Here is a 21,654-nt window from a genome sequence, read left to right as displayed (position 1 = left end):
TGTCTTGCTCCTTTCGGTCCTTGGTCATGGGAACTGGGTCATGGGGCATGGGTCATGGGTCATGGGTCATGGGCCCGGTCTCACATGGCTGCGTGCGCCCGGCCCTCGTCCGGGGTGCTCGCCGCGGCCAGTTCCAGCCCGCTGGTCTCGGGGGCCCAGGCCGCGGAGACCGCGGCGCCGGCGAGGGAGAGCGCGGCGCCGCAGAGCATGACCGCGCCGGCTCCCCACGCCTGGAGCCCCATCGGCACGAGGAAGGTGCCGGCCGCGGCGCCGATCCTGCTCGTGGCGGCGGCGAGGCCGATGCCGGTGGCGCGGACGGCGGTGGGGAACACCTCGCTGGGGTAGACCGCCTGGAGGGTGCTGGAGCCCGCGTGGAACAGCCCGAACAGCGCGAAGCAGCCCACGACCATCCACTGAGGGCCGTGCGGCCACAGTCCGAGCACGAGCAGGGCGAGCGCGGTGACGAGGAAGGGGACGATCAGCAGGGGCCGCCGGCCCGTGCGGTCCATCAGGTACGTGCCGCACAGGCAGCCCACCAGCAGGAAGCAGTTCAGCGCGGTCTCACCGACACCGTCGTCGGCGGCGCCCAGCGAGGCGAACACCTGCGGGGCGAAGGTGGAGATCGCGAAGAACGGGGTGACCTGGCAGAGCCAGAAGACGCTGGTGAACAGCGTTCTGCGGCGGTAGGCAGGGGAGAAGAGCGTGGCGAACCCGGTGCGCGCACCACCGGCCGGTGGGCCCATGGTCTCGTCGAGGTCGTCGAGCCGGGTGCCGAGCCAGCGCCGGCAGACCGCGTCGGCCTCGGCCCTCCTGCCCCGCCCGGCCAGCCAGCGCGGCGACTCGGGGGTGCCCGTGCGGGCGATCAGGACCGCGAGGGAGGGCAGCGCGCTGCTGGCCAGGATCCAGCGCCAGAGCCCCGGATCGTCGCTCCACGCGGTGAGGGCCGCCCCGAGGACCGTGGCCAGCACATATCCCGCGTACCAGTAAGCGATCAGCGAGGCGAGCAGCCGCCCGCGCCGGTGCGTGGGCGCGAACTCCGCTACCAGGGCCCCGGCGATGGCGTAGTCGGCGCCCACGGCGATGCCCATGAGCAGCCGTACGGCGAAGAGTTCGGCGCCGCTGTCGACGACGAGTTGGAGCAGTGACCCGACGAGGAAGATCCCGAGATCGACGAGGTACATGCGGCGGCGGCCGATCCGGTCCGCGAGCGGGCCGAAGCACAGGCCGCCGAGGAAGATGCCGATCAGGGACGCCGCGCCGATCAGCCCGGCGGACAGGGTGCCGAGCGACAGATCGGTGCGGGCCAGCGGCATGGCCGCGCCCACCACGCCCAGCACCCAGCCGTCGCACACTTCGCCACCGCCGGCGCAGACCACGATCCGGTTCTGCGCGCGGCGTGTCCGGCGCGCCTCGGCCTCGGACACGGCCTCGGACGCCGCGACCGGGCGCGGGTGCGGGCGTGGTGGCGCGGTGACGGGTCCGGCCGCCCCGGGCTCGGTCCGGCTCATCGGGCGGCCGCCAGATCGAGGGAGAGCCGCAGGTTCTCCGGGGGCGTCACGTCCAGCGTGGTGCTGTCGGTGAGCACGGCGGTCTGGAGGCTGCGCAGCTTGTGCGACGGCTCGATGCCGAGTTCCTCGGCGAGGTGGCGGCTCAGGCCCCGGTACACCTCCAGCGCGTGGGCCGTGCGGCCGGAGCGGTACAGCGCGAGCATGTACTGGGCGTGAAGGTTCTCGTGCACCGGGTGGTGGGAGACCAGGTGGCCGAGTTCGGAGAGGAGTTGGTGGTGCAGACCGAGCCGGAGCTCGGCGTCCAGGCACTGCTCCAGAGCCGTCATGCGGATCCCTTCGAGCCGGGTGGCCTGGGCGGCGATATGAGCGCCGGGCTCGATGTCGACGAGGGTCCTGCCCCGCCACAGGCCGAGCGCCGAGCGCAGCGCGGCGGAGAGCCGCAGATCGTCGTCGGCGGCCTGGGCGCGCCGGGCCTCGGCCAGGTGTCCGTCCAGCGCATACAGGTCCAGGGCGCCGTCAGGGAGGTGGAGGAGATAGCCCTGGTGCCGGGTCTCCAGCATCCGCTTCGCCGCGTGCGCCGTCCCGACGGAGGGCAGGTTCGCCAGGGCCTGCCGGATGTGGAACACCCGGGTGTGCAGGCTCTGTACGGCGCTGCGCGGCGAGTCGTCCCCCCACAGCTCCTGTACGCAGGTGTCGAGCGAGACCTGTGTGCCGACGTGCACGAGCAGCAGGGCGAGCAGTTGGCGAGTCTTCGGAGGGGAGGGCAGGAGGTCGTCGTGCGCACCGGTCCGTGCGGAATTCGCGGTGTCACCGGAATTCCCGGAATACACCGAACGGCGTGCGGGCGTCACGGAATCCGTGACGGACAGCGGGCCGAGAACTCCGAACTTCATGGGATTTCCTCTCATGCGGACGAACCCCGGATGACTGGAACGTAGCCGCGGCTCGCGCGGGCCATCCACATCCGGACCCGTATCGCGCACGACTCTGTCAAATCGGTCCGATTTGTTCGACTTTGGCGACCTTTCATCCGTCTCATGGGCTCGTTATCGAGCGAGAATCGGATCGTAAGGACGCACTGCTGTCCTGAAGTCATGGAAGCCACGACGGCACGGAATCCCGCTCGGAATCTCGTCATCTTCGACTGCGACGGCGTGCTGGTCGACAGTGAACGGCTCAGCGCCCGCGCCCTGCACGAGATGGGCACGGAATACGGATTCGACCTGTCGCCCGCCGAGGCACTGGCCTTCATTCGCGGCCGCAAGGTCGCGGAATGGGTGGCCGAGCTGGGGGCGCGCCGCGGCCGGAACCTTCCGGAGGACTTCGTCCGGGACTTCCGGGACCGCGCGGCACGGCTCTTCACCGCGGAGCTCACACCCGTGCCGGGCGTGCGCGACGTCGTCGAGGGGCTGACCGTCCCCTACTGCGCCGCGTCCAGCGCTCCCCGCGACAAGATCCGGCACACGCTCGGGCTCACCGGCCTGCTGCCGCTCTTCGCGTCCCGGATCTACAGCGCGTACGAAGTCGGCTGCTGGAAGCCCGATCCGGGGCTGTTCCTGCACGCCGCCGCCGACCTGGGCGTGGCTCCCCACCGCTGCGCGGTGGTCGAGGACAGCCTGGTCGGGGTACGGGCCGCGGTGGCCGCCGGGATGCCGGTGTTCGGCTACGCCCCACCCGAGAGCGGGACCGCCGATGTCCTGGCGGCGGCCGGCGCCGTCACCTTCCCGGCCATGAGCGCGCTGCCCGCCCTCCTGGATTCCGTGACACCCCGCCCGCCCCGCCCCCGCACCGGCCCGGCGCGTTCCGTGAGCCCCGTCAGCACCCCGGCAGCGGCCCGTGAGTGCGCTGTCCGCCCGCTCGGCCCGGCTCGCCCTTGACTCCCCCGAATTCCGGGGACCGGATCGGAAGGTACCTCTCGTATGTCGCTCATTCTCGAAGAACTGCAACGGGTCAGTCCCGGCACCGAGATCTGGTGGGACTCCTCCCCGCTCGACTTTCCCCGCTGGCGGGACCGTTTTCTCGCCGACGCGCCCGACCGGGACTCCTACGCACGGTGGTCCGCCGAGCTGGAACGCTTTCTGCTCCCCGAAGCCCCCGGCACTTCCCTGGTGCGCGGCATCACCACCAATCCCTCGCTCGTGGCCCAGTCCATCCTCGCCACCCCCGGGCCGTGGCGCGGGGAAATCCGGGAGATCATCGCCCGGCAGCCGTTCCCGGACGTCGAAGGCGTTTTCCGGAACGTCTACGAGGAGGCCCTCAGAAGGGCGGCGCTGCACATGCTGCCGATGTGGGAGGCGACCGACGGCCGGTTCGGCTGGGTGTCGGGACAGCTGGACCCAAGGCTGACGTTCAACGCCGAGCTGATGACCGAGCAGGCGCTGCGGATCGCCCGGATCGCCCCCAACCTGATGGTGAAGGTGCCCGGTTCGGCCGCCGGCTACGAGGTCGTCCAGGAGGTGGTGGGCCGCGGTATCTCCGTCAACGGCACACTCTCCTACACGGTCCCGCAGTTCCTCGCCTACGCCGAGGCGGTCCGTGCCGGGCTGCGGCGGGCCCGCCGCGAGGGCGTCGACACCCGTCGCTGGCGCGCCGTGTTCACCCATATGATCGGCCGCTTCGGGGCCAACACCGACCTGCGCTACGAGGCCGCCATCCGTGGCCTGGACCTCACCCCCACCGACCTCCGCTGGGGCGAGCTCGCCATCCTCAAGCGCATCCACCGCCTGGTCGAGGAGCACGGCCTGCCGGTCAAGCCCCTGGTGTCCAGCCTGGAGGCCGACGACCCGAAGCTCGGCTTCGACACCCTGAGCATGCATCTCGAACACAGTGCGGGCGGCGCCATCGCCTACACCTGCAAGCCCCGGTTCGTCGCCGACGTGATGCGCCGCGACCGGGAGGCACCGGTCTTCACCCCCGACGCCATCTCCGCGGACATCCCGGAGCAGGTGCTGGACAAGCTGATGTGGCTGCCCTCGTTCCACCGCGCCTACGAGCCGCACGGCATGGCCCCCCACGAGTTCGCCCACTACGGCGCCTTCGTGTCGACGTACACCGAAGTGCTCGGCAACACCCGCAAGCTGCTCGACTTCATCGCCCATCAGTTCCAGACGCTGTCCGCCTCCGCGCGGCCCCTGGTCCTCTCCACGAGGTGACACCCGCCATGACCGCACCCGACCCGCGCGCGCCGTCCGTGGCGCTGTGGAGCCATCCCCGCTCGATGTCCACGGCCCTGGAGCGGTCCTTCATCGAGCGAGGCGACTTCACCGTGTTCCACGAGGAGTTCGCCTACGTCTACTTCATGCACGAGAAGCGCGCCGAGATCCCGCACAAACACCCCCGCCCCGGCCACCCCCTCACCTATCCGGAGATCAAGCGGATGATGGAGGACGCCCGGCGCCAGGGCCCCGTGTTCCACAAGGACTTCCCGTACCACTGTCTCGACCACCTCCTGGCCGACCCTCGATACCTCCTGGGCCAGATCAACACCTTCCTGGTCCGCGACCCCGAGGAAGCCGTTCTCTCCCATGCCACGGTGCACCCCGGGGTCACCCGCGAGGTGCTCGGATACGAGCAGCTGGCCCGGCTCTTCGACTTCGTACGGAAGCTGACCGGACGCACCCCGCTGGTCATCAACGCCGAGGACCTGGCGACCCGCCCGGAGCAGACCATCGCCGCCTACTGCGACGCGGTCGGCATCCCGTTCCGGCCCGAGGCGCTGCGGTGGTCGCAGGGCGAGCGGCCCGAGTGGGCCACCTGGAGCGGCTGGCACACCGATGTCTCCGCCAGCGACGGCATCCGGGCCCCGCGCCGCAACTACCGGTTCGGCTACGAGGACATGCCGCATCTGCGCGACTTCGCCCGTTACTGCCGCCCGTTCTACGAACACCTCGACAGCTTCCGGCTCCGGCCGGACCACAAGGAGGCACTGACATGACCACAGGCACGGTGATCGTCACCGGCGGCGCGAGCGGCGTCGGCCGGGCCCTGGTGGGCCGGCTGCTCGACGCCGGACGCACGGTCGTGACCTGCGACATCGACGAGGCGGGGCTGAAGGAGCTCGCCGAGGAACACCAGGGCCGGCCGCTGGAGACCCAGGTCCGCGACGTGGCCTCGCACGAGGAGTGCGACACGTTCATGGACGCGGTCCTCGCCTCGCACCCCGACACCGACGCCCTGGTGAACAACGCGGGCCTGTACCTGGGCCGGCCCGTGTGGGAGTACGACGACGCCACCATCGAGCGCGTCATCGCGGTCAACGTGAAAGGCCCCGTGTGGCTGTCGCGGCGCTTCGCCGACCATCTGCTGCCCGCGCGGCGGCGCGGCGCGATCGTCAACCTGGCCTCGGTCGCCGGTGAGGTCGGCAGCTCGGACGCGCTCTACGGGACGGTGAAGGCCGGCGTCATCGGCCTCACCAAGTCCAACGCGATGAACTTCGCCCCGTACATCCGCGTCAACGTGGTCTCCCCCGGCCTGATCGTGAACACCGCCATCGCGGACCGCATCCCGGACTACCGCTACGCCGAGTACAAGCGACAGGAGCAGCTGGACGGGGACATCCGGCCCGAGTACGTGGCCGACGTGTGCGTGTTCCTGCTCGGCGACGGCTCCCGCACCCTCACCGGCGCGCTGCTGCGGGCCGACAACGGCTGCTACCCCCGCTGACGCCCCCGCCCGCCCACCCCACCGGAGAGCGCGACATCATGACCACACCCGACAAACCTCTGATCATGCTGGTCGGCATGGGCGACCTGTCGGCCAGGGTGCTCACCCTGCTGCTCGGCCACGACGCCACCAGCCGGGTGGTGCTGGCCGGCCGGGACGCCGAAACCGCCCGCCGCCGCGGCAACCTGGCCCTCTTCACCGCGGCCAACCTCGGCCGACACGCCGACATCCGCTCCGTCGGGCTGGACCTGCGGAACGTGGCCGCCACCGCCGAGACCCTGGCCCGGGTCCGCCCCGACATCATCTTCATGGGCGCCTCGCTCCAGTCGTGGCGCGTCATCACCCAGCTTCCGAAGCCCGTCTTCGACGAGCTGGACGAGGCCCAGCTCGGCCCCTGGCTGCCCATGCACCTGACCCTGAACCATCTGCTGATGCGGGCGGTCCGGGACTCCGGCACCGGGGCCCGCGTCGTCAACGCCGCGTTTCCGGATGCCGTCGGCCCGGTGCTCGACAAGGTCGGCCTCGCCCCCACCGTGGGCATCGGCAACGTGGCCAACATCGTGCCCGCCCTGACCCACGGCGCGGCGCACCTGCTGGGCGCGCCCGTCGAGGAGGTGGAGCTGCGGCTGGTGGCCCAGCACTACTTCAGCCACTACGTGCCGCGCTTCGGCGATGCCGGCGAAGGCGCCTACCACCTCGATGTGCGGGTCGCCGGCGCCCCGGCCGCCGTGGACCACCACCGGCTCTTCGCCCAGCTCGACAACCGCCTCAAGCGGCTGGGCGGCATCGACGGACAGCTGCTGACCGCCTCGTCGGCGGTCCGGGTGCTGCACGGCATGGCCGCCGACAGCGGCGTACGGGCGCACACGCCCGCGCCGGGCGGGCTGCCCGGCGGCTACCCGGTGCGGATACGCCGGGGCGGGGCCGAACTCGACCTGCCCGAGGGCCTCACCGTGGAGCGCGCGGTGCGCATCAACGAGGACTGTCAGCGGGCGGACGGCATCGAGCGGATCGACGACGACGCGACCGTGCACTTCACCGAACGCGAGTCGGCCGTCATGAACCAGCTCCTGGGCTACGACTGCACCAGCGTCAAGCTCGGCGACTGTCCCCATTGGGCCGATGAACTCGCCTGCAAATACGGGGAGTTCGCGGCGCGCTTCGACACCTGACCGCGCCGCGCCGCACCCCGCCGGTGCGGCGCGGCTCCCGATCCCCTCCGTCCCACCCTGGAGAGACATCTCATGACCACCACCCGAACCACGCGGACGGTGCTCGACGACCACCGCACCGCCGACGACTTCGCGGCGCAGTACGGCACCGCGCTCGTGGACCGCTGGGACGACCTCATCGACTGGGACCGCCGCGAACGGAGCGAACAGGGATTCTTCGCGAAGCTGCTGACGACCGCGAAGGCACATCGGGTCCTCGACGTCGCGGCCGGCACGGGCTATCACTCGGTGTCCCTCGCCCGGCACGGCTTCGATGTGACCGCCGTCGACGGCAGCCCCGAGATGGTCGCGCGGACCCGGCGCAACGCGGCCCGCCACGGCCTCACGTTCCCCGTGGTCGAGGCCGACTGGCGCACCCTGCGCCGCCATCTCGACGGCCGCTACGACGCGGTCGTCTGCCTCGGCAGCTCCTTCCCGCACCTCTTCCACGAGGCGGACCGCAGGGCGGTGCTGGCCGAGTTCCGCGAGGCACTGAACCCGGGCGGCATCCTCATCGTCGACCACCGCAACTTCGACTCCATCCGCCGCCACCGCTATCGCAGCAGCGGCAACTACTACTACTGCGGCACGGGCGCCTCGGTCTCCGTCGCGCGCGTCGACGACCGGCTGTGCCGGTTCCGCTACGAGTTCGGCGACGGGGACGTCCACCACCTGGAGGTCTATCCGATCCTGTCCGCCGAGCTGTCCGGCCTGCTGGTGGACTCGGGCTTCGACTCGGTGCGGGACTTCGGGGACTTCCGCGAGGACTTCGACGCGTATGACGCGGACTTCATCATCCACGTCGCCCGCAAGTCGTAGGGAAGGACGGCACACTGTGGCAACCGACACCCCGGTGAACCCCAAGGACACCGACCGCGCGCGGACCCTCGCCGGCTTCGCCATCACGGTGCTGCTGACCAGCTTCGTGGCGGCCACCTACGGATTCGGGTTCTACCTGTTCGCGCAGATCGTCACGGACATGCGCGAGGACCTCGGCTTCGGCTACACCGTCGTGGGCACCGTGACGGCGGCCGGGCAGTTGGGCTTCCTGCTGTTCGCCCTGCTCGGCACCTGGCTGTCCACCCGGGTCGGCGCCGGATATGTGACCATCGGCTCGGCCGCCCTGTGCGGGCTGTGTCTGGTCCTCGTCCCGGTCACCGACAGCATCGTGGTCATCGGAATCCTGCTCACCATCATGGGCGGCACCGCCGCCTCGGTGTATGTGCCCCTGGTGGAGATCGTCGGCAAGGTCATCGACTACCGCCACCGGGGCAAGGTCCTCGGCCTGATCTCCAGCGGCACCAGCTACGGCGTCGTGGTCAACAGTCTCCTGGTGCCCGCCTTCGTGGGCGGCGGCAACTGGCGCGGCCTGTGGTACTGCGTGGGCCTCGGCACCCTGATGACCACCGCCGTCGCGACCTTCACCTTTCTGCGGCTCGGGCTCTTCCGCGGCGACGACGGCGAGCCCGGCCACGCGCCGGAGCAGTCGGGAGAGCGCGACGAGCCCGCCGCCGACAGCGCCAGGGCGGGCTGGCGGATGGTGCTCGTCCGCTGGGTGGTCATCGTCTGGATCATCAAGTTCCTGAACGGTTTCGCCTGTATGCCCTTCCAGAACTATCTCTCCCCCTACCTGCGCGAGGAGCAGGGCTTCGATATCCACTCCGCGGCGCAGGTCTGGGGAGTCATCGGCTTCATCGGGATGTTCGCGGGGTTCGCGGTCGGCTGGCTCTCCGACCGGATCGGCGTGCGCACCTCGCTGCTGCTGTGCTACGCGATGTTCTTCGTGTCGGCGATGCTGCTCGTCCTCGCGCCGGTCCACTTCCTCCCGATGGTGTCGGGCGTGCTGTTCGCACTCGCCTTCTACCCCATCTACGGCCTGGTCCCGGCGTATGTCTCCAAGTCCGCGTCCGGCGCGGCGGCCACCGTCATCTTCGGAGTCACCAACGTCACCCAGGGCCTCGGCGGAATCGTCGGCAACTACACCGCCGGCTTCCTCAAATCGGCCACGGGCGACTTCAGGTGGTACTACGTCGTGATCGCCGCGACCACGGTCGTGCTGGGCTTCCTGGCCACGCGGCTGCCCCGCGAAGGCTCCCCCGAGAGCGCGGTGGGCAAGCAGCCCCCTCCGTCCCGAGTCGACAAGGACCTCGCCCATGCCTAGCCTCCACACCCTGTCCCCGACCGGCACCACCACCCCCGCGATCGACCGCACCCCCTTCTGCACCTGCTGCCCCGGGGCGACGGTGTGGCTGACCGGGCTGCCCAGCGCGGGCAAGACCACCATCGCGTACGAACTGGCGGACCGGATACGCGCCGAGGGCCGCCGGGTCGAAGTACTGGACGGCGACGAGCTGCGCCGCTTCCTCTCGGCGGGCCTGGGGTTCGGCCGCGCGGACCGGCACACCAACGTCCAGCGCATCGGACTCGTCGCCGAAATCCTCGCGCGCAACGGGGTGCTGGCCCTCGTGCCCGTCATCGCGCCGTATGCGGAGAGCCGTGCGGCGGTGCGCGCCCGCCACGCGGCCTCCGGCACGCCCTACCTCGAGGTGCATGTGGCCGCACCGGTCGAGGTGTGCTCCGTACGCGATGTGAAGGGCCTGTACGCCAGAGCGGCCGCGGGCGAGCTGACCGGGCTGACCGGGGTCGACGACCCGTACGAGGAGCCCGAGTCGCCCGATCTGCGGATCGCCTCGCACACCGAGTCGGCAACGGAATCGGCACAGGCGCTGTATGCGCTGCTCACGGAGAGGGGGCTGGCGTGACCAGGAGCATCACCCGCGTCGAGGCCGACCTGGACGGCCCGTACACGCTGTCCCATCTGAACACGCTGGAGTCGGAGGCGGTGCACATCTTCCGCGAGGTGGCGGGCGAGTTCGAGCGGCCGGTGATCCTGTTCTCCGGCGGCAAGGACTCCATCGTCATGCTGCACCTCGCCGTGAAGGCGTTCGCCCCGGCGCCGGTGCCCTTCGCCCTGCTGCACGTGGACACCGGACACAACTTCCCCGAGGTCATCGACTACCGGGACCGCACGGTGGCCCGGCACCGCCTGCGGCTGCACGTGGCCTCCGTCCAGGACTACATCGACCGAGGGGTCCTCAAGGAGCGTCCCGACGGCACCCGCAACCCGCTCCAGACGCTGCCGCTGACGGAGAAGATCCAGGCCGAGCGGTTCGACGCGGTGTTCGGCGGCGGGCGCCGCGACGAGGAGAAGGCCCGCGCCAAGGAGCGGGTGTTCTCGCTGCGGGACGAGTTCTCGCAGTGGGACCCGCGCCGCCAGCGCCCCGAGCTGTGGAACCTGTACAACGGCCGCCACGCGCCGGGCGAGCACGTCCGCGTGTTCCCGCTGTCCAACTGGACCGAGCTGGACGTGTGGCAGTACATCGCGCGGGAGGGCATCACGCTGCCGGCCATCTACTTCGCCCACCGCCGCGAGGTCTTCCGGCGCAACGGCATGTGGCTGACCGCAGGCGACTGGGGCGGCCCGAGGGACGGCGAAACCGTGGAGAAGCGCCTCGTGCGGTACCGGACCGTGGGAGACATGTCCTGCACCGGTGCCGTCGACTCGGACGCCACCACGCTGGACGCCGTCATCGCCGAGATCGCCGCCTCCCGGCTCACCGAGCGCGGCGCCACCCGCGCCGACGACAAACTCTCCGAGGCCGCGATGGAAGACCGCAAACGGGAAGGGTACTTCTGACCATGACCACCACCCCGTCCGGCACCGTCGACACCCTGCGCTTCGCCACCGCGGGCTCCGTCGACGACGGCAAGTCCACCCTCGTCGGCCGTCTTCTGCACGACTCCAAGTCGGTCCTCGCCGACCAGCTGGAGGCCGTGGAGCGCGCATCGGCCAACCGCGGCCAGGAAGGCCCGGACCTGGCGCTGCTCACCGACGGCCTGCGCGCCGAGCGCGAGCAGGGCATCACCATCGATGTCGCCTACCGCTACTTCGCCACGCCCCGGCGCCGGTTCATCCTCGCCGACACCCCCGGCCATGTGCAGTACACCCGCAACATGGTCACCGGCGCCTCCACCGCCGAACTCACGGTGATCCTGGTCGACGCCCGCAACGGCGTCGTCGAGCAGACCCGCCGCCACGCCGCCATCGCGGCCCTGCTGCGCGTCCCCCACGTGGTCCTCGCCGTCAACAAGATGGACCTCGTCGGCTACCGGGAGCCGGTCTTCGCCACCATCGCCGAGGAGTTCACGGCCTACGCCACCGAACTCGGCATCCCCGGCTGGGGGCCTGGGGGGAACCCCCAGGAAAAATGGTGTACCGCCATCCCGATCTCGGCGCTCGCCGGTGACAACGTGGTGGAGCCGTCCGCCACCATGGACTGGTACGGCGGCCCGACCGTCCTCGAACACCTCGAGGCCGTGCGCACCACGGGATCCCTCTCGCGGGAGCCGATGCGGTTCCCCGTCCAGTACGTCACCCGGCCACGGACCGCCGAACACCCCGACTACCGCGGCTACGCGGGCCAGATCGCCTCCGGCACGCTCCGCGTCGGCGAGCGGATCGCCGTGCTGCCCTCCGGCCGTACGACGACGATCTCCGGCATCGACCTGCTCGGCGAACCGGTCGAGGTGGCGCGGGCGCCCCAGTCGGTCACGGTGCTTCTCTCGGCAGACCTCGATGTGGGCCGCGGCGACCTGATCGCGCCGGCCGGGGCGCCCCCCGCGCCCGTGCGGGACGTCGTCGCCACGGTCTGCCATGTCGCGGACGAGCCGCTGGTGCCCGGCCGGCGGGTGCTGCTCAAACACACCACCCGCACCGTGCAGGCGGTCGTCAAGGACATCCCGTCCCGGCTGACGCTCGACGACCTGTCCCGGCATCCCGATCCGGGACGGCTGGTCGCCAACGACATCGGCACCGTCGTCCTCCGGACCGCCGAGCCGATCGCGTGCGACGCCTACGCCGAGTGCCGGCGCACGGGCGCGTTCATCCTGATCGACCCGGCCGACGGCACCACCCTGACCGCCGGCATGGTGGACGGGCGGCCCCCATCATGAGCGACCGCCACGGGGAGACGGCCTTCCGGGTCGCCGTCGTCGGGGCGGGCGCGGCGGGCACACTCGTGTGCGCCGCGCTCCTGAACGCGGCCTCCGCCGGCGGGCTGCGCGTACGGGTGGACCTGGTCGATCCCTCCCCCGACACGGGACGGGGCGTCGCCTACCGGACACCGGACCCCCGCCACCTGCTGAACGTGCCCGCCGGGCGGATGAGCGCGACCGACGACGCCGACGACTTCCGCCGCTGGCTGTCGGCGCGCGAAGGCCGTGCGGTCGGGCCCGGGGAGTACGTTCCCCGGGCCCGCTACGGCGGCTATCTGGCCGACCGGTTGAGGTCTGCCGCGTCGGACGCCGCTCCGTACGGGTCCCTGCGCCGGGTGCACGACCGGGCCGAGGGGGTCCGCCCCCGCGACGGGGCGGTGCGGCTGAGCCTGCGCGGCGGCGCGGTCCTGGAGTCGGACGCGGCCGTGCTCGCGCTCGGCCATCTGGCGCCGAGGACCGGCTGGGCCCCGCCGGCCCTGCGGGCCTCGGGCCGCTTCGTCGCCGACCCATGGTGGCCGGGGGTGCCGGCGTCGATCCCCGGGGATCGCGATGTCCTGCTGGTGGGCACGGGCCTGACGATGTGCGACATGGCCCGGTCGCTGGTCCGGCCGGGCCGGACGGTGTACGCGGTGTCCACGCACGGTCTGCTGCCGGCCGCCCACGCCCCGGCACCGGCGGCACCCCTCGCCCCCTGCCCACCGCCGGAGGTGCGGTCCCTCGCCGCCCTGGAGCGCCTGGTCATGCTGCGGGCGGCGCGGGCGCGCCGCGTCTGCGGTGACTGGCGGCCCGCTCTGGACGCACTGCGCCCGCACACCACCGCGGTGTGGCAGCGCCTTTCGGCCGCGGAGCAGCGGGAGTTTCTGCGGACGCGGCTGCGGTGGTGGGAGGTTCACCGACACCGCATGCCGCCCGACACCCACGCGGCCGTCCGGGGCGCGCTGGGGACGGGCGGCCTGCGGGTCCTGCGCGGGGCGCTGAGTGCCGAGGACTTCCGCGTCACCGCGTCCGGCGAAGTCCGCGTCCGGCTTCCGGCGCCGTACGCGGGCTGGACCGGGCCGCTCGGCGCCGTCGTCAACTGCACCGGTACGGAGGGCCGGGTGACCGAGGCCGCCGACCCGCTCGTCCGCAGCCTCCTGGCCGCGGGCCTCGCCCGCCCCGGCCCGCACGCCCTGGGCTTCGACACAGCCCCCGACGGCCGCCTCCTGCCCGCCTTCCCGCCGCCCGGCCCGGGAGATCCCGCGCCCCTGTGGACGCTCGGATCGCTGCGCCGCGGCAACCTGTGGGAGACGACGGCGATCCCCGAGATCCGCGTCCAGGCGAACCGGATCGCCACCGCCGTCGTCGCCCTGTTGGCGGGCCACCGCCCGGCCGAGCGGCAGCCCACCACCCCGTACCTCGCACAACCGGTCTAGCGCACCCTTCCCCCGCCCCTTCCCGGGAGGGGCGGGGAAGGGGGACGAGCCCGCCGGGGCGCTGTCAGCGGAGGGGCATCGGGTCCTTGGCGCCGACCCGCGCCGCGTGCACCGCCGTGCCCTGCCCGCTCGCCGCCGAGCCGGTGCCCACCGACGCGGGCGACGAGGCGATCACGCTCGCGTTGCCGAGCGCCCGTACGGTGCCCGGGTCCAGACGCGTCGCGCGGGAGCGGACATTGGTGCCGGTGACATGGGACCAGTGGTGGATGATCCGGTCCATGACCGGGCGCAGTTGCGAGCCGCGAGTGTAGAAGTACTCGGGCTGCTGGGTCGGCTCCAGCCGCCGCTCGATCGAGTACAGCAGCAGTGAGACGTCCGGCCCGAGCTGGAGGAACGACCGGGAGTCCTGGTGTGCGTCCAGCTTGACCCGCGCGCCGAGCCGCCGCAGCCGCTCGTGCGGGGTGCTGGCGGTGGCCCGCAGGTCGCGCACCACCGGGCTCTCCCAGCTGATCGCCAGATGCAGCCAGGACAGGAAGGTCACCGCGACGAACTCCTCGTGCGCCAGCCCCGCCTGCGACGGGCCGCGCCGGTCCAGCATGACGTCGCCGATCTCCTGGACCAGGTCCTGGATGCGGAAGTCGTCCGTCGGATTCGCGCCCGAGGTGTTGCCGGCGTGCTGGATGCCGATGGACACCTCCTCCAGCAACTGCCCGAAGAGCACCGGGAAGCGCTGGTTGGTGACGTCGGTGCGGTGGTACGGATACGCCCCGGGCTTGCCGCCCCGGCCGTGGTTCAGATCGAGTCCGAGCAGCCGGTGGTAGGCGTTGCGGCGGACGGCGTCCGCGTCGGGCCGCAGCTCGCCGGTGACGGCGAGCACCGACAGGGGCCCGGGGTCGCGGAAGAACAGCCGCTCGGTCTGGTCCAGCCACTGGAGGGTCTCGGCGGACGGCGTGTTGAAGTTCTCCGTGTTGAAGAAGGACACCAGGATGCGCCGGAAGATCTCCAGGATCCGGGTGTTCTCCAGCATGTAGGCGTAGATGAGATGGTCGGTCTTCTCCGGCAGCGGGATCTCGGTGTTCTGGAAGCCGGTCAGCACCCTCCGAGCATTCTCCTGGGCGTCGCGCGCGTACGCCGGGTCCCGCACGGGGTAGGACTCGCTCTTCTGCTGCCAGGTCGCCTCGACCAGCGAGGCGAGGTCGCCCGCCGTCTGCCGCGAGATGAACTCCGCCACCTGCGCGAATGTCTTCTTGGGCTGGGAAGCCGCCAGCAGGGCGCCGGCGAGTTGCATGAACACGGGTCGGTCACCTCTCGGGAGTCAGGACATCGGCGGGCAGGGACAGCCTGCGGCGGGAGACAGTGGTGTCCGGGCTGTACGTCCGGGTCTCACCCGCCGTGTCCTTGTAGACGACGCTGCCGGTGACGGCGAAGGGGCCGGGGCCGTTCGGTATGCGCACGGGGGCCACGAGATAGCCGCCCCGGGCCACGGTGGGCTTCGGCCCGCCCGGGTAGGTGTACCTCTCCACCCCGTCGATCCTGATCGAGACCTTGAACGCCTCGGGTTTCGAGGGGGAGTTCACCGCGCGGGTGACGACCTGGGCGTGCTCCTCGGCCGGGTCGCTCCAGCGGGTGGTGAACGGCGGGTAGGCCGGTGTCGGCTTGCGCCCGGCGATGGCGTCGTGCGCGGTGAGGAACTCCGCGTAGAGGCTGTTGAAGGAGGCCGCTCCGAGCTTCTCCTCGTCGGTGAGCTCCTGCCGGGCCAGCCGCCGCGGCAGCAGGCGCAGCTGGTCGACGACGCCCTGAAGCGGGTTCGGGGCCGGGTCCGCCGCGGTGGCGACCGCGGTGGAGGGCTCGATCTGTTTGGGTGTGGTGCCTGTGGTGGTCATGGTCAGCCTTTCCTGCCGAGCGCCAGCAGCCAGTTCTCGAACTCGGTGCGTGCCTGGTCCGCGTCGGGGCCGTCGAGTGACAGCCGCAGGCAGCCAAGAGCGAGAATCCGGAGCGGTTCCGCATCGGCCCAGTAATCGGATGTGTAGAGCGCGGGCCCGCCGCGCCGGGACAGGGCCGCGAGCTCGCCGGGCGACACCCGGCCGGGGTCCAGCAGCGCCGCGAGCGGCCGTCCGCGGAAGGCGGACGCGGACTGGCGCAGGCAGGCCCGGGCCAGCCGGGGGATCACCGGTACGGCCCGCCGCAGCGCGTCCGCGCGCTCCTTCGGCAGGTCGTCGAGCGGGTACGAGCGCAGCCAGGCGCGCTCCATGTCATCCCAGGGCCCGCTGCCGTACCAGTCGCGGCACATCGCGGCGCCGAGCAGGACGCGCAGATACGCGGGCGGGTGCGGGTCGCCCGCCAGGACGGTGGTCACGGCCTGCGGCGGTCCCGCGATGACATCGTGCAGGGCGGCCAGGGCCGCGTAGCCGGTGTGCGCGAAGGCGTACGCGTCGGCGGCGATCTCCTGCGCCCACTGCGCCCACGCGTCGGCGACAGCCTCGCCTCCCGGGCGGGCGGCGGTGTGCAGCGCCCGGGCCAGCTCCTCGTTCCAGCCGAGCTGGAAGGCGACCTGGTGGCCCGTCTCGTGGATGAGCGCGGTCGGGCGGAGCAGATTGTGCCGGGTGATCTTGATGGCCGCCACCGGGCTGATGGCCGCCGGATCCCACAGCCGCACCCCGGCGCGGAGGATCGAGGCCCCCATCCCCTTGTCGATGTAGGTGAGCACCTCGGGCACGGGCTGCCCGAGCTGCGGCAGGACCGCCGTCATGCTGCGGACGGCGAGCAGGTCGCAGGCGCGCAGCAGCGAGGTCAGCCGCTGCCCGGTGCGGGTGTTGACGGCGTCGCCGTAGAAGTCGGCGACCGTCTCCACGCGCTGGATGTCGCGGCGCACCGCCACCACGCCCCGGCGCACGGCCTGTACCTCCTCGACCGTGCGGGCCCGGGCCAGCGCGCCCGCGAGCGCGCGTGTCCTCGGGCGCAACCGGTCCACGGCGCGCTGTAGTTCGGTGCGGAGGGCGATCCCGAGCCGGTGTTCCAGCGAGGCCCAGGCGGCCGCCGAGGCGAAGTTCTCCGGCTGGGCCAGGCCCTCGGTGGCGGCGGTCCAGTGGGCGAGCTGCCGGGCGGTCTGGACACGTAACGCCGCCGCGTCCGGACCCTCTTCCGGTGTGGTGCCGGCAGGCCGCGGCCGCGGATCCGTCGCGCCCGGGTGCGCGGGGGCGGGCGGAGGCACGTCGACCGGGACCGCCCGGGGTCTCGGCCGGAGCGTCTCAACCACGGTGACGGCCCGCCTTGACCTCCACCTTGGCGGCGGGCTCGGCGGCGAGCGCGGCGACGGCCCGGGACACCTCCGGCAGGGAGGGCAGCCGGCGCGCCAGGATGCCGGTGACGATCCCGACCAGCGGGGCGCCGGGCAGGGTGACGACCAGCGTGACCCCGTCCCTCGGGTCCTGGAGCGCGCGGGCGAACTCGTCGACCCGGCCCTTGAAGTACTGCGCGAACGCCTGGCCCGCCGCCCGCTTCAGCCCCTCCGCGACGGCGTCGCGCAGCCGTGGCGGAAGCGACGAGACGAACTCCTCGCCCTCGTCGGCCGGGGACAGGTGAGAGGACTGCTCGTACGCCTCGCGGAACACCCGCACATTGCGGCTCTCGCCGCCGAACAGCGCCGTCACCGTGGCCTCGGCCAGCGCGGAGCCGAGGCTGCCGAGGAAGGGGCCCACGGCGGGCGGCGTGCCCGCCGACCGAAGGATGTCCTGGGCGCGCTCCTCGGCCAGGTGGAGCGCGATGGCCAGGCTCTCCCGGCCCGCGCGGGCGTCGACGGTGAGCTGGACCTCGGTGGGCCTGCGCTGGTGTCCGGGCGCCGCGGCCCCGCCGCCCGCGCCCTGGCGCCGGTCGGCCAGTTCGATGCCGTACAGCCGCACCCCCCTGGGCAGTTGGCGCCCCTTGACGACCTTCGGGACCTTCGCCATGCCGAGCCCAGGGTGGCCGAGGAGGGAGTCGGCGGCCTGCCGGGTGAGCGGCAGCAGGGTCAGCAGCCGGGCGCCCGCGCGCCCGGCGCCGCGCTGCTCGGCGGCCTGGATCTGGCGGGCCCAGCTGTGGGCTCCGGCCTCGTACAGGTGGATCTTCAGCCGCACCGGGAAGGCGCGCACCCGGAACTGGTCCCGCAACACCGTGGCCAGCGGTGTCCCGCCGCCGGTGCGCAGCGCGGCGGCCTGCTCGGCGCCGACCTCCACCTCGAAGACGCGCGAGTACTTCTTGTAGCGCAGCGCTCCCTTGGCGCCGCGCGGCAGCGGCACCCACATGCCCTTGACCCCGGGGGCCTCGGTCTCCGCCAGGTCCTCGCGCAGCAGGGTGGAGGGGATGTTCGCGGCGGCGGCGACATTGAACGCCTTTCCCGCGGCGACCTCGAGCCGCACCGGGTCCTCCAGCTCCTCGGCGGGGAGCTGGGCGAGCTGCCGGACGGTGTCCTCGGCGGTGGCGGCGAGCGCGCTCGCCGCGAGCCGCTCCGGCGCCTCCGCGGCGGTCTCCATGCTGAGGAGCTTCAGGCCGGTGTCGGCGACGGCGTCGGCCAGGATGCGGGCGTTGCGCGGGCCGGTGAACTTGCCGATGAGCGCGGCGAGCAGGTTGGACAGCGCCCCGACGACGTTCTGCCGCCCGGCGATCTGGACGATCTTGCGCACGATGGGCAGCGCGGCCATCACGACCGGCAGGAACTCCTCCAGCGCGGGCCGCGGATCACCGCCGTCCGGCAGTCGGCCGAGCGCCTCGGTGAACCGCTCCCGGGCCTCGGCCAGCGCCTCGGCCTCGGCGGCCGGGCTCTGCTGTCCGTATGCCTCGGCGGCCCCACCGGACAGGGACTGGGCAGCCTCGGCGGCCCACGCCTCGCGCTCGCTCTCGTCGCCCGTCAGCAGCAGGCCCGCGGTGGCTCCGGCGAGTTCGAGGCTGAGCAGGGCGGCCGGGGCCGGCTCCGCGCCGAGCGCCTCGGCGGCCGGCGCCCGGTCGGCGCTCGCGGCCTCCTCCGTCTCTTCCGCCTCCGTCATCGGCGCCTCGCGCAGCAGCTTCCGGGCGAGCTGGGTGGCGATCGGGCGGACCGGGGCGGGCAGCCGGCCGATGGCGATCTTCAGCACCCGCATCAGCAACGGCTGCACGATCGGGCGCAGCTGGCGCAGGATGACGCCGATGGGCATCACCTTGGCCACCGCCTTGACGCCCGTCTTGACGGCCTGGACGCCCTTCTTGGCCAGGTTCACCGCGCCGCTGACCGCCTTCTTGGCGAAGTTCTTCAGCGCTCCCAGGAACTGCTCGAATGCGGGTGACTCCCCCACGCCGGCCGGTGGCGCCACCGACTCGAAGACGCTCTCCAGCTCGGCCTCGGTGAGGGAGCGCGTGTCCGCCTCGCCCGCGGCCTCGGCGAGCGCCTCCAGATACCGCTCCGCCTGCTCGGCGAGCGCCTCCAGATGCTCGCGCACCGGCTGCTCCGCCGCCTCCGAGGCGGTGGCGCCCACCAGGGCGGCCGAGTGCTCGGCGTGTAACGCGGCCGTCTCCTCGAGCAGTTCGGAGAGGGCCTCTTCCATCTCGTCCGAGTAGAGCTCGGCGAGCAGTTCGCGCACCGCCTCACTGTGCGCGTCCACGGACCCGCGCCCGGTGTCGCGGGCCGCGCCCCGGAACGGGCTGTCCAGGTAGGACGCGGACGGCGCCTCGGTCCATTCCTCTTCATCGGACACGTCCCCCCGCTCTTCCGAGCGGAAGGGGGAGGTGGGTGCCCATGCCACATTGTCGGTCAGTGTCACGCTTCCCCCGTCAGTCTCAAGCGAATTACCGAACCGTTGGCGATGATAAAACGCAAGGACGGACATAGCGGCGGGATGCGCATATTCCAGATGAGTGGGTCCTATGTGATCCAATAACACCGGATCACACAGGACCCGCGGACCGGGGAGACGAACGGACCACTCAGCGTGGCGCGGTGGCGCCACCCTCGGAGGCGGGGCGCGCGGGGGCACCGTCCGGGGCGGCGGCTTGCGCGTCCTCGTTCTTCATGGCCCTGGCCTCGCTCTTCAGAATCCGGAGCGACTTGCCCAGCGATCGAGCGGTGTCCGGCAGCTTCTTGGAGCCGAACATCACCATGACCACGATCGCCACGATCAGCAGATGCCACGGCTCCAGACCGTTGCGCAGGAACATGACCGCATTCCCCTTCCCGTTCACCCGAGATCACTTGCTACATTGCGCAACTATACAACTTTAGGGGGTGGCGTCCGCCGTCCCCTCGGGAGCGGCGCGGGTGAGGGTGCACAGGATGTCGGGCAGCCACAAGGCGGTGGCCGAGCGCCACGGAAGCGGCCAGGCCACGGGCGGGAGGCGGCGGCGCAAGCGCAGCCGTGGACGGGTGGTGGCCGTCGTGCTGGTGTCGTTGCTCGTGCTGATCGTCGCCGCGGTGGGCGGGATCTACCTCTGGCTCAACGCGGACATCAAGACCTTCAGCGGGGACGGAATCAGCCGGGACCGGCCGGCCGCGGGCGCCGGCGGGCAGAACGTCCTGGTCATCGGCTCGGACTCGCGCTCCGGCGACAACAGCAGCTACGGAGGTGGCGAGGGCGACGTCGGGCGCTCGGACACCGCCTTCCTGCTGCATGTGTACGCCGACCGCAAACACGCGGTGGCGGTGTCCATACCGCGCGACACGCTGGTCGACATCCCGCCGTGCCGGCTGCCCGACGGGAAGTGGACCGAGGAACAGAAGGACACCATGTTCAACGCGGCCTTCTCGGTGGGCGAGACGGCCGAGGGCAACCCGGCCTGCACCCAGAACACCGTCGAGAAGCTGACCGGGCTGCGCGTGGATCACACCGTCGTCGTCGACTTCGAGGGCTTCTCCAAGATGACCTCCGCGGTCGGCGGCGTCACCGTCTGCCTCCCCAAGGACATCTACCAGCGCGACCTCAGCCCGAACCGCGGCTCGCGCGGCAAGCTCCTGTTCGGCAAGGGCGAGCAGACCGTCTCCGGCCAGAAGGCCCTGGACTATGTGCGGATACGGCACGGCATCGGCGACGGCTCGGACATCGGCCGCATCAAGCGCCAGCAGGCGTTCGTGGCGAGCCTGATCAAGAAGGTGAAGTCCCAGGGCATGGACCCCACCACGCTGCTGCCGCTCGCGAAGGCGGCGACCAAGTCCATGACCGTCGACCCGGGGCTGGGCTCGGTCGACAAGCTGGTGTCCTTCGCGATGTCGATGAAGGACGTCGATCTGCACAACACCAAGTTCATCACCGTCCCCTGGCGCTACCAGGGCGCCAGGGTCGCCATCGTGCGGCCCCAGGCGGACGCGCTGTGGGCGGACCTCAAGGCCGACCGCACCATCGACGGCAAGGACGCGAGCGGGGGTTCGAAGTCCCGTAAGTCCCCCACGCCGTCCCCGGCCGAATCCTCCGGGAGCGTGTCGGGTGCGGGCATCAGCGTCGCCGTCTACAACGGCACCGGCGTCACGGGGCTGGCCGCCCGCGCCGCCGAGACGCTGCGCGCCGACGGCTTCACCGTCACCGGTACCGCGACCGCCGCCGCACAGGACCACACCACCACCCTCGTCACCTACGGCCCGGGCGAGCAGGAGCAGGCGAAGACGGTGGCCCGGGTCTTCCCGGGGGCGCGGCTCCAGCCCGCCGACGCGCCCGGCATCAGCGTCACCCTGGGTCAGGAGTACGCCGCGGACCCCTCCCCCAGCGCCTCGGCGCCCACCACGCTGCCCTCCGAGGTCGCCGACACGGCCCGCTCGGCCGACACCGACCCCTGCTCCGACCTCTCGTACGGATGACGGCACGGAGGACGACA

Annotated in this window: 19 protein-coding genes; 12 read left to right on the top strand and 7 right to left on the bottom strand. The window is 72.0% G+C overall.

Features of this window, described 5'->3' with window-relative positions:
- Nucleotides 1-80: 80 nt before the first annotated feature.
- Both ACZ4WQ_RS09310 and ACZ4WQ_RS09305 read right to left on the bottom strand, forming a co-directional pair.
- Nucleotides 81-1,508: an MFS transporter gene (locus tag ACZ4WQ_RS09310; RefSeq protein WP_398374379.1), complete on the bottom strand. Its 1,428-nt coding sequence runs from the start codon at nt 1,506-1,508 to the stop codon at nt 81-83.
- Nucleotides 1,505-2,401 (bottom strand): AfsR/SARP family transcriptional regulator, encoded by an 897-nt coding sequence (locus tag ACZ4WQ_RS09305; RefSeq protein WP_398374378.1) that lies wholly within the window; start codon nt 2,399-2,401, stop codon nt 1,505-1,507. Before ACZ4WQ_RS09305 ends, ACZ4WQ_RS09310 begins: the two co-directional genes overlap by 4 nt.
- Nucleotides 2,402-2,602: 201 nt before the next feature.
- Here ACZ4WQ_RS09305 and ACZ4WQ_RS09300 point away from each other — a divergent pair, with 201 nt between their 5' ends.
- The 11 genes from ACZ4WQ_RS09300 to ACZ4WQ_RS09250 all read left to right on the top strand — a co-directional run bounded on the left by ACZ4WQ_RS09300 (nt 2,603) and on the right by ACZ4WQ_RS09250 (nt 13,848).
- Nucleotides 2,603-3,385 (top strand): HAD family hydrolase, encoded by a 783-nt coding sequence (locus ACZ4WQ_RS09300; protein ID WP_311723339.1) that lies wholly within the window; start codon nt 2,603-2,605, stop codon nt 3,383-3,385.
- A gap of 42 nt (nt 3,386-3,427) precedes the next feature.
- Complete coding sequence (locus tag ACZ4WQ_RS09295) at nt 3,428-4,660, top strand: transaldolase family protein (RefSeq protein ID WP_398374377.1); 1,233 nt, start codon at nt 3,428-3,430, stop codon at nt 4,658-4,660.
- 8 nt (nt 4,661-4,668) lie between these two features.
- Complete coding sequence (locus ACZ4WQ_RS09290; RefSeq protein WP_311723341.1) at nt 4,669-5,442, top strand: sulfotransferase-like domain-containing protein; 774 nt, start codon at nt 4,669-4,671, stop codon at nt 5,440-5,442.
- Entirely contained in the window at nt 5,439-6,170 is a 732-nt protein-coding gene (locus ACZ4WQ_RS09285; RefSeq protein ID WP_385337511.1) for an SDR family NAD(P)-dependent oxidoreductase, read from the top strand. Before ACZ4WQ_RS09290 ends, ACZ4WQ_RS09285 begins: the two co-directional genes overlap by 4 nt.
- A gap of 38 nt (nt 6,171-6,208) precedes the next feature.
- Entirely contained in the window at nt 6,209-7,342 is a 1,134-nt protein-coding gene (locus tag ACZ4WQ_RS09280) for a hypothetical protein (RefSeq protein ID WP_398374376.1), read from the top strand.
- A gap of 72 nt (nt 7,343-7,414) precedes the next feature.
- Complete coding sequence (locus ACZ4WQ_RS09275) at nt 7,415-8,200, top strand: class I SAM-dependent methyltransferase (protein ID WP_311722313.1); 786 nt, start codon at nt 7,415-7,417, stop codon at nt 8,198-8,200.
- A 16-nt stretch (nt 8,201-8,216) separates the two neighbouring features.
- Complete coding sequence (locus tag ACZ4WQ_RS09270) at nt 8,217-9,542, top strand: MFS transporter (RefSeq protein WP_311722312.1); 1,326 nt, start codon at nt 8,217-8,219, stop codon at nt 9,540-9,542.
- Nucleotides 9,535-10,143, top strand: a complete 609-nt coding sequence (gene cysC, locus ACZ4WQ_RS09265; protein WP_398374375.1) for an adenylyl-sulfate kinase — start codon at nt 9,535-9,537, stop codon at nt 10,141-10,143. Before ACZ4WQ_RS09270 ends, cysC begins: the two co-directional genes overlap by 8 nt.
- The gene (cysD, locus tag ACZ4WQ_RS09260) at nt 10,140-11,078 is read left to right on the top strand and encodes a sulfate adenylyltransferase subunit CysD (protein WP_311722310.1); all 939 of its coding nucleotides are present in this window, start codon (nt 10,140-10,142) and stop codon (nt 11,076-11,078) included. The genes cysC and cysD overlap by 4 nt, the downstream gene beginning before the upstream one ends.
- A 2-nt stretch (nt 11,079-11,080) precedes the next feature.
- Nucleotides 11,081-12,394, top strand: a complete 1,314-nt coding sequence (locus ACZ4WQ_RS09255; RefSeq protein ID WP_311722308.1) for a sulfate adenylyltransferase subunit 1 — start codon at nt 11,081-11,083, stop codon at nt 12,392-12,394.
- The gene (locus ACZ4WQ_RS09250; protein WP_398374374.1) at nt 12,391-13,848 is read left to right on the top strand and encodes an FAD/NAD(P)-binding protein; all 1,458 of its coding nucleotides are present in this window, start codon (nt 12,391-12,393) and stop codon (nt 13,846-13,848) included. Before ACZ4WQ_RS09255 ends, ACZ4WQ_RS09250 begins: the two co-directional genes overlap by 4 nt.
- 64 nt (nt 13,849-13,912) lie before the next feature.
- Here ACZ4WQ_RS09250 and ACZ4WQ_RS09245 read toward each other — a convergent pair whose 3' ends face one another.
- From ACZ4WQ_RS09245 to tatA, 5 genes are all read right to left on the bottom strand, one after another.
- Nucleotides 13,913-15,142, bottom strand: coding sequence for a hypothetical protein (locus ACZ4WQ_RS09245; protein ID WP_398374372.1), 1,230 nt, complete (start codon nt 15,140-15,142; stop codon nt 13,913-13,915).
- Nucleotides 15,143-15,149: 7 nt separating this feature from the next.
- Nucleotides 15,150-15,731 carry a hypothetical protein gene (locus ACZ4WQ_RS09240; protein WP_311722305.1) on the bottom strand — a complete coding sequence of 194 codons (582 nt, stop codon included), beginning with the start codon at nt 15,729-15,731 and terminating at the stop codon, nt 15,150-15,152.
- 2 nt (nt 15,732-15,733) lie between these two features.
- Complete coding sequence (locus ACZ4WQ_RS09235; RefSeq protein ID WP_398374371.1) at nt 15,734-17,104, bottom strand: hypothetical protein; 1,371 nt, start codon at nt 17,102-17,104, stop codon at nt 15,734-15,736.
- The gene (locus tag ACZ4WQ_RS09230) at nt 17,097-19,550 is read right to left on the bottom strand and encodes a hypothetical protein (RefSeq protein ID WP_398374370.1); all 2,454 of its coding nucleotides are present in this window, start codon (nt 19,548-19,550) and stop codon (nt 17,097-17,099) included. The genes ACZ4WQ_RS09235 and ACZ4WQ_RS09230 overlap by 8 nt, the downstream gene beginning before the upstream one ends.
- 229 nt (nt 19,551-19,779) lie before the next feature.
- On the bottom strand, nt 19,780-20,010 hold the full coding sequence (gene tatA / locus ACZ4WQ_RS09225) for a Sec-independent protein translocase subunit TatA (protein ID WP_398374369.1): 231 nt from the start codon (nt 20,008-20,010) through the stop codon (nt 19,780-19,782).
- A gap of 115 nt (nt 20,011-20,125) precedes the next feature.
- Between tatA and ACZ4WQ_RS09220 the strand changes: the two genes are divergently transcribed.
- Entirely contained in the window at nt 20,126-21,637 is a 1,512-nt protein-coding gene (locus ACZ4WQ_RS09220; RefSeq protein WP_398374367.1) for an LCP family protein, read from the top strand.
- The last annotated feature ends 17 nt before the right edge of the window (nt 21,638-21,654 follow it).

The organism is Streptomyces sp. NPDC028305, assembly GCF_055569495.1.
This window is presented reverse-complemented; position numbering and strand designations above follow the sequence as displayed.

Coding starts and splice junctions, on each gene's coding strand:
- ACZ4WQ_RS09310 (WP_398374379.1), bottom strand. CDS start 1,508: ATGAGCCGGACCGAGCCCGGGGCGGCCGGACCCGTCACCGCGCCACCA.
- ACZ4WQ_RS09305 (WP_398374378.1), bottom strand. CDS start 2,401: ATGAAGTTCGGAGTTCTCGGCCCGCTGTCCGTCACGGATTCCGTGACG.
- ACZ4WQ_RS09300 (WP_311723339.1), top strand. CDS start 2,603: ATGGAAGCCACGACGGCACGGAATCCCGCTCGGAATCTCGTCATCTTC.
- ACZ4WQ_RS09295 (WP_398374377.1), top strand. CDS start 3,428: ATGTCGCTCATTCTCGAAGAACTGCAACGGGTCAGTCCCGGCACCGAG.
- ACZ4WQ_RS09290 (WP_311723341.1), top strand. CDS start 4,669: ATGACCGCACCCGACCCGCGCGCGCCGTCCGTGGCGCTGTGGAGCCAT.
- ACZ4WQ_RS09285 (WP_385337511.1), top strand. CDS start 5,439: ATGACCACAGGCACGGTGATCGTCACCGGCGGCGCGAGCGGCGTCGGC.
- ACZ4WQ_RS09280 (WP_398374376.1), top strand. CDS start 6,209: ATGACCACACCCGACAAACCTCTGATCATGCTGGTCGGCATGGGCGAC.
- ACZ4WQ_RS09275 (WP_311722313.1), top strand. CDS start 7,415: ATGACCACCACCCGAACCACGCGGACGGTGCTCGACGACCACCGCACC.
- cysC (WP_398374375.1), top strand. CDS start 9,535: ATGCCTAGCCTCCACACCCTGTCCCCGACCGGCACCACCACCCCCGCG.
- ACZ4WQ_RS09255 (WP_311722308.1), top strand. CDS start 11,081: ATGACCACCACCCCGTCCGGCACCGTCGACACCCTGCGCTTCGCCACC.
- ACZ4WQ_RS09250 (WP_398374374.1), top strand. CDS start 12,391: ATGAGCGACCGCCACGGGGAGACGGCCTTCCGGGTCGCCGTCGTCGGG.
- ACZ4WQ_RS09240 (WP_311722305.1), bottom strand. CDS start 15,731: ATGACCACCACAGGCACCACACCCAAACAGATCGAGCCCTCCACCGCG.
- tatA (WP_398374369.1), bottom strand. CDS start 20,010: ATGTTCCTGCGCAACGGTCTGGAGCCGTGGCATCTGCTGATCGTGGCG.
- ACZ4WQ_RS09220 (WP_398374367.1), top strand. CDS start 20,126: ATGTCGGGCAGCCACAAGGCGGTGGCCGAGCGCCACGGAAGCGGCCAG.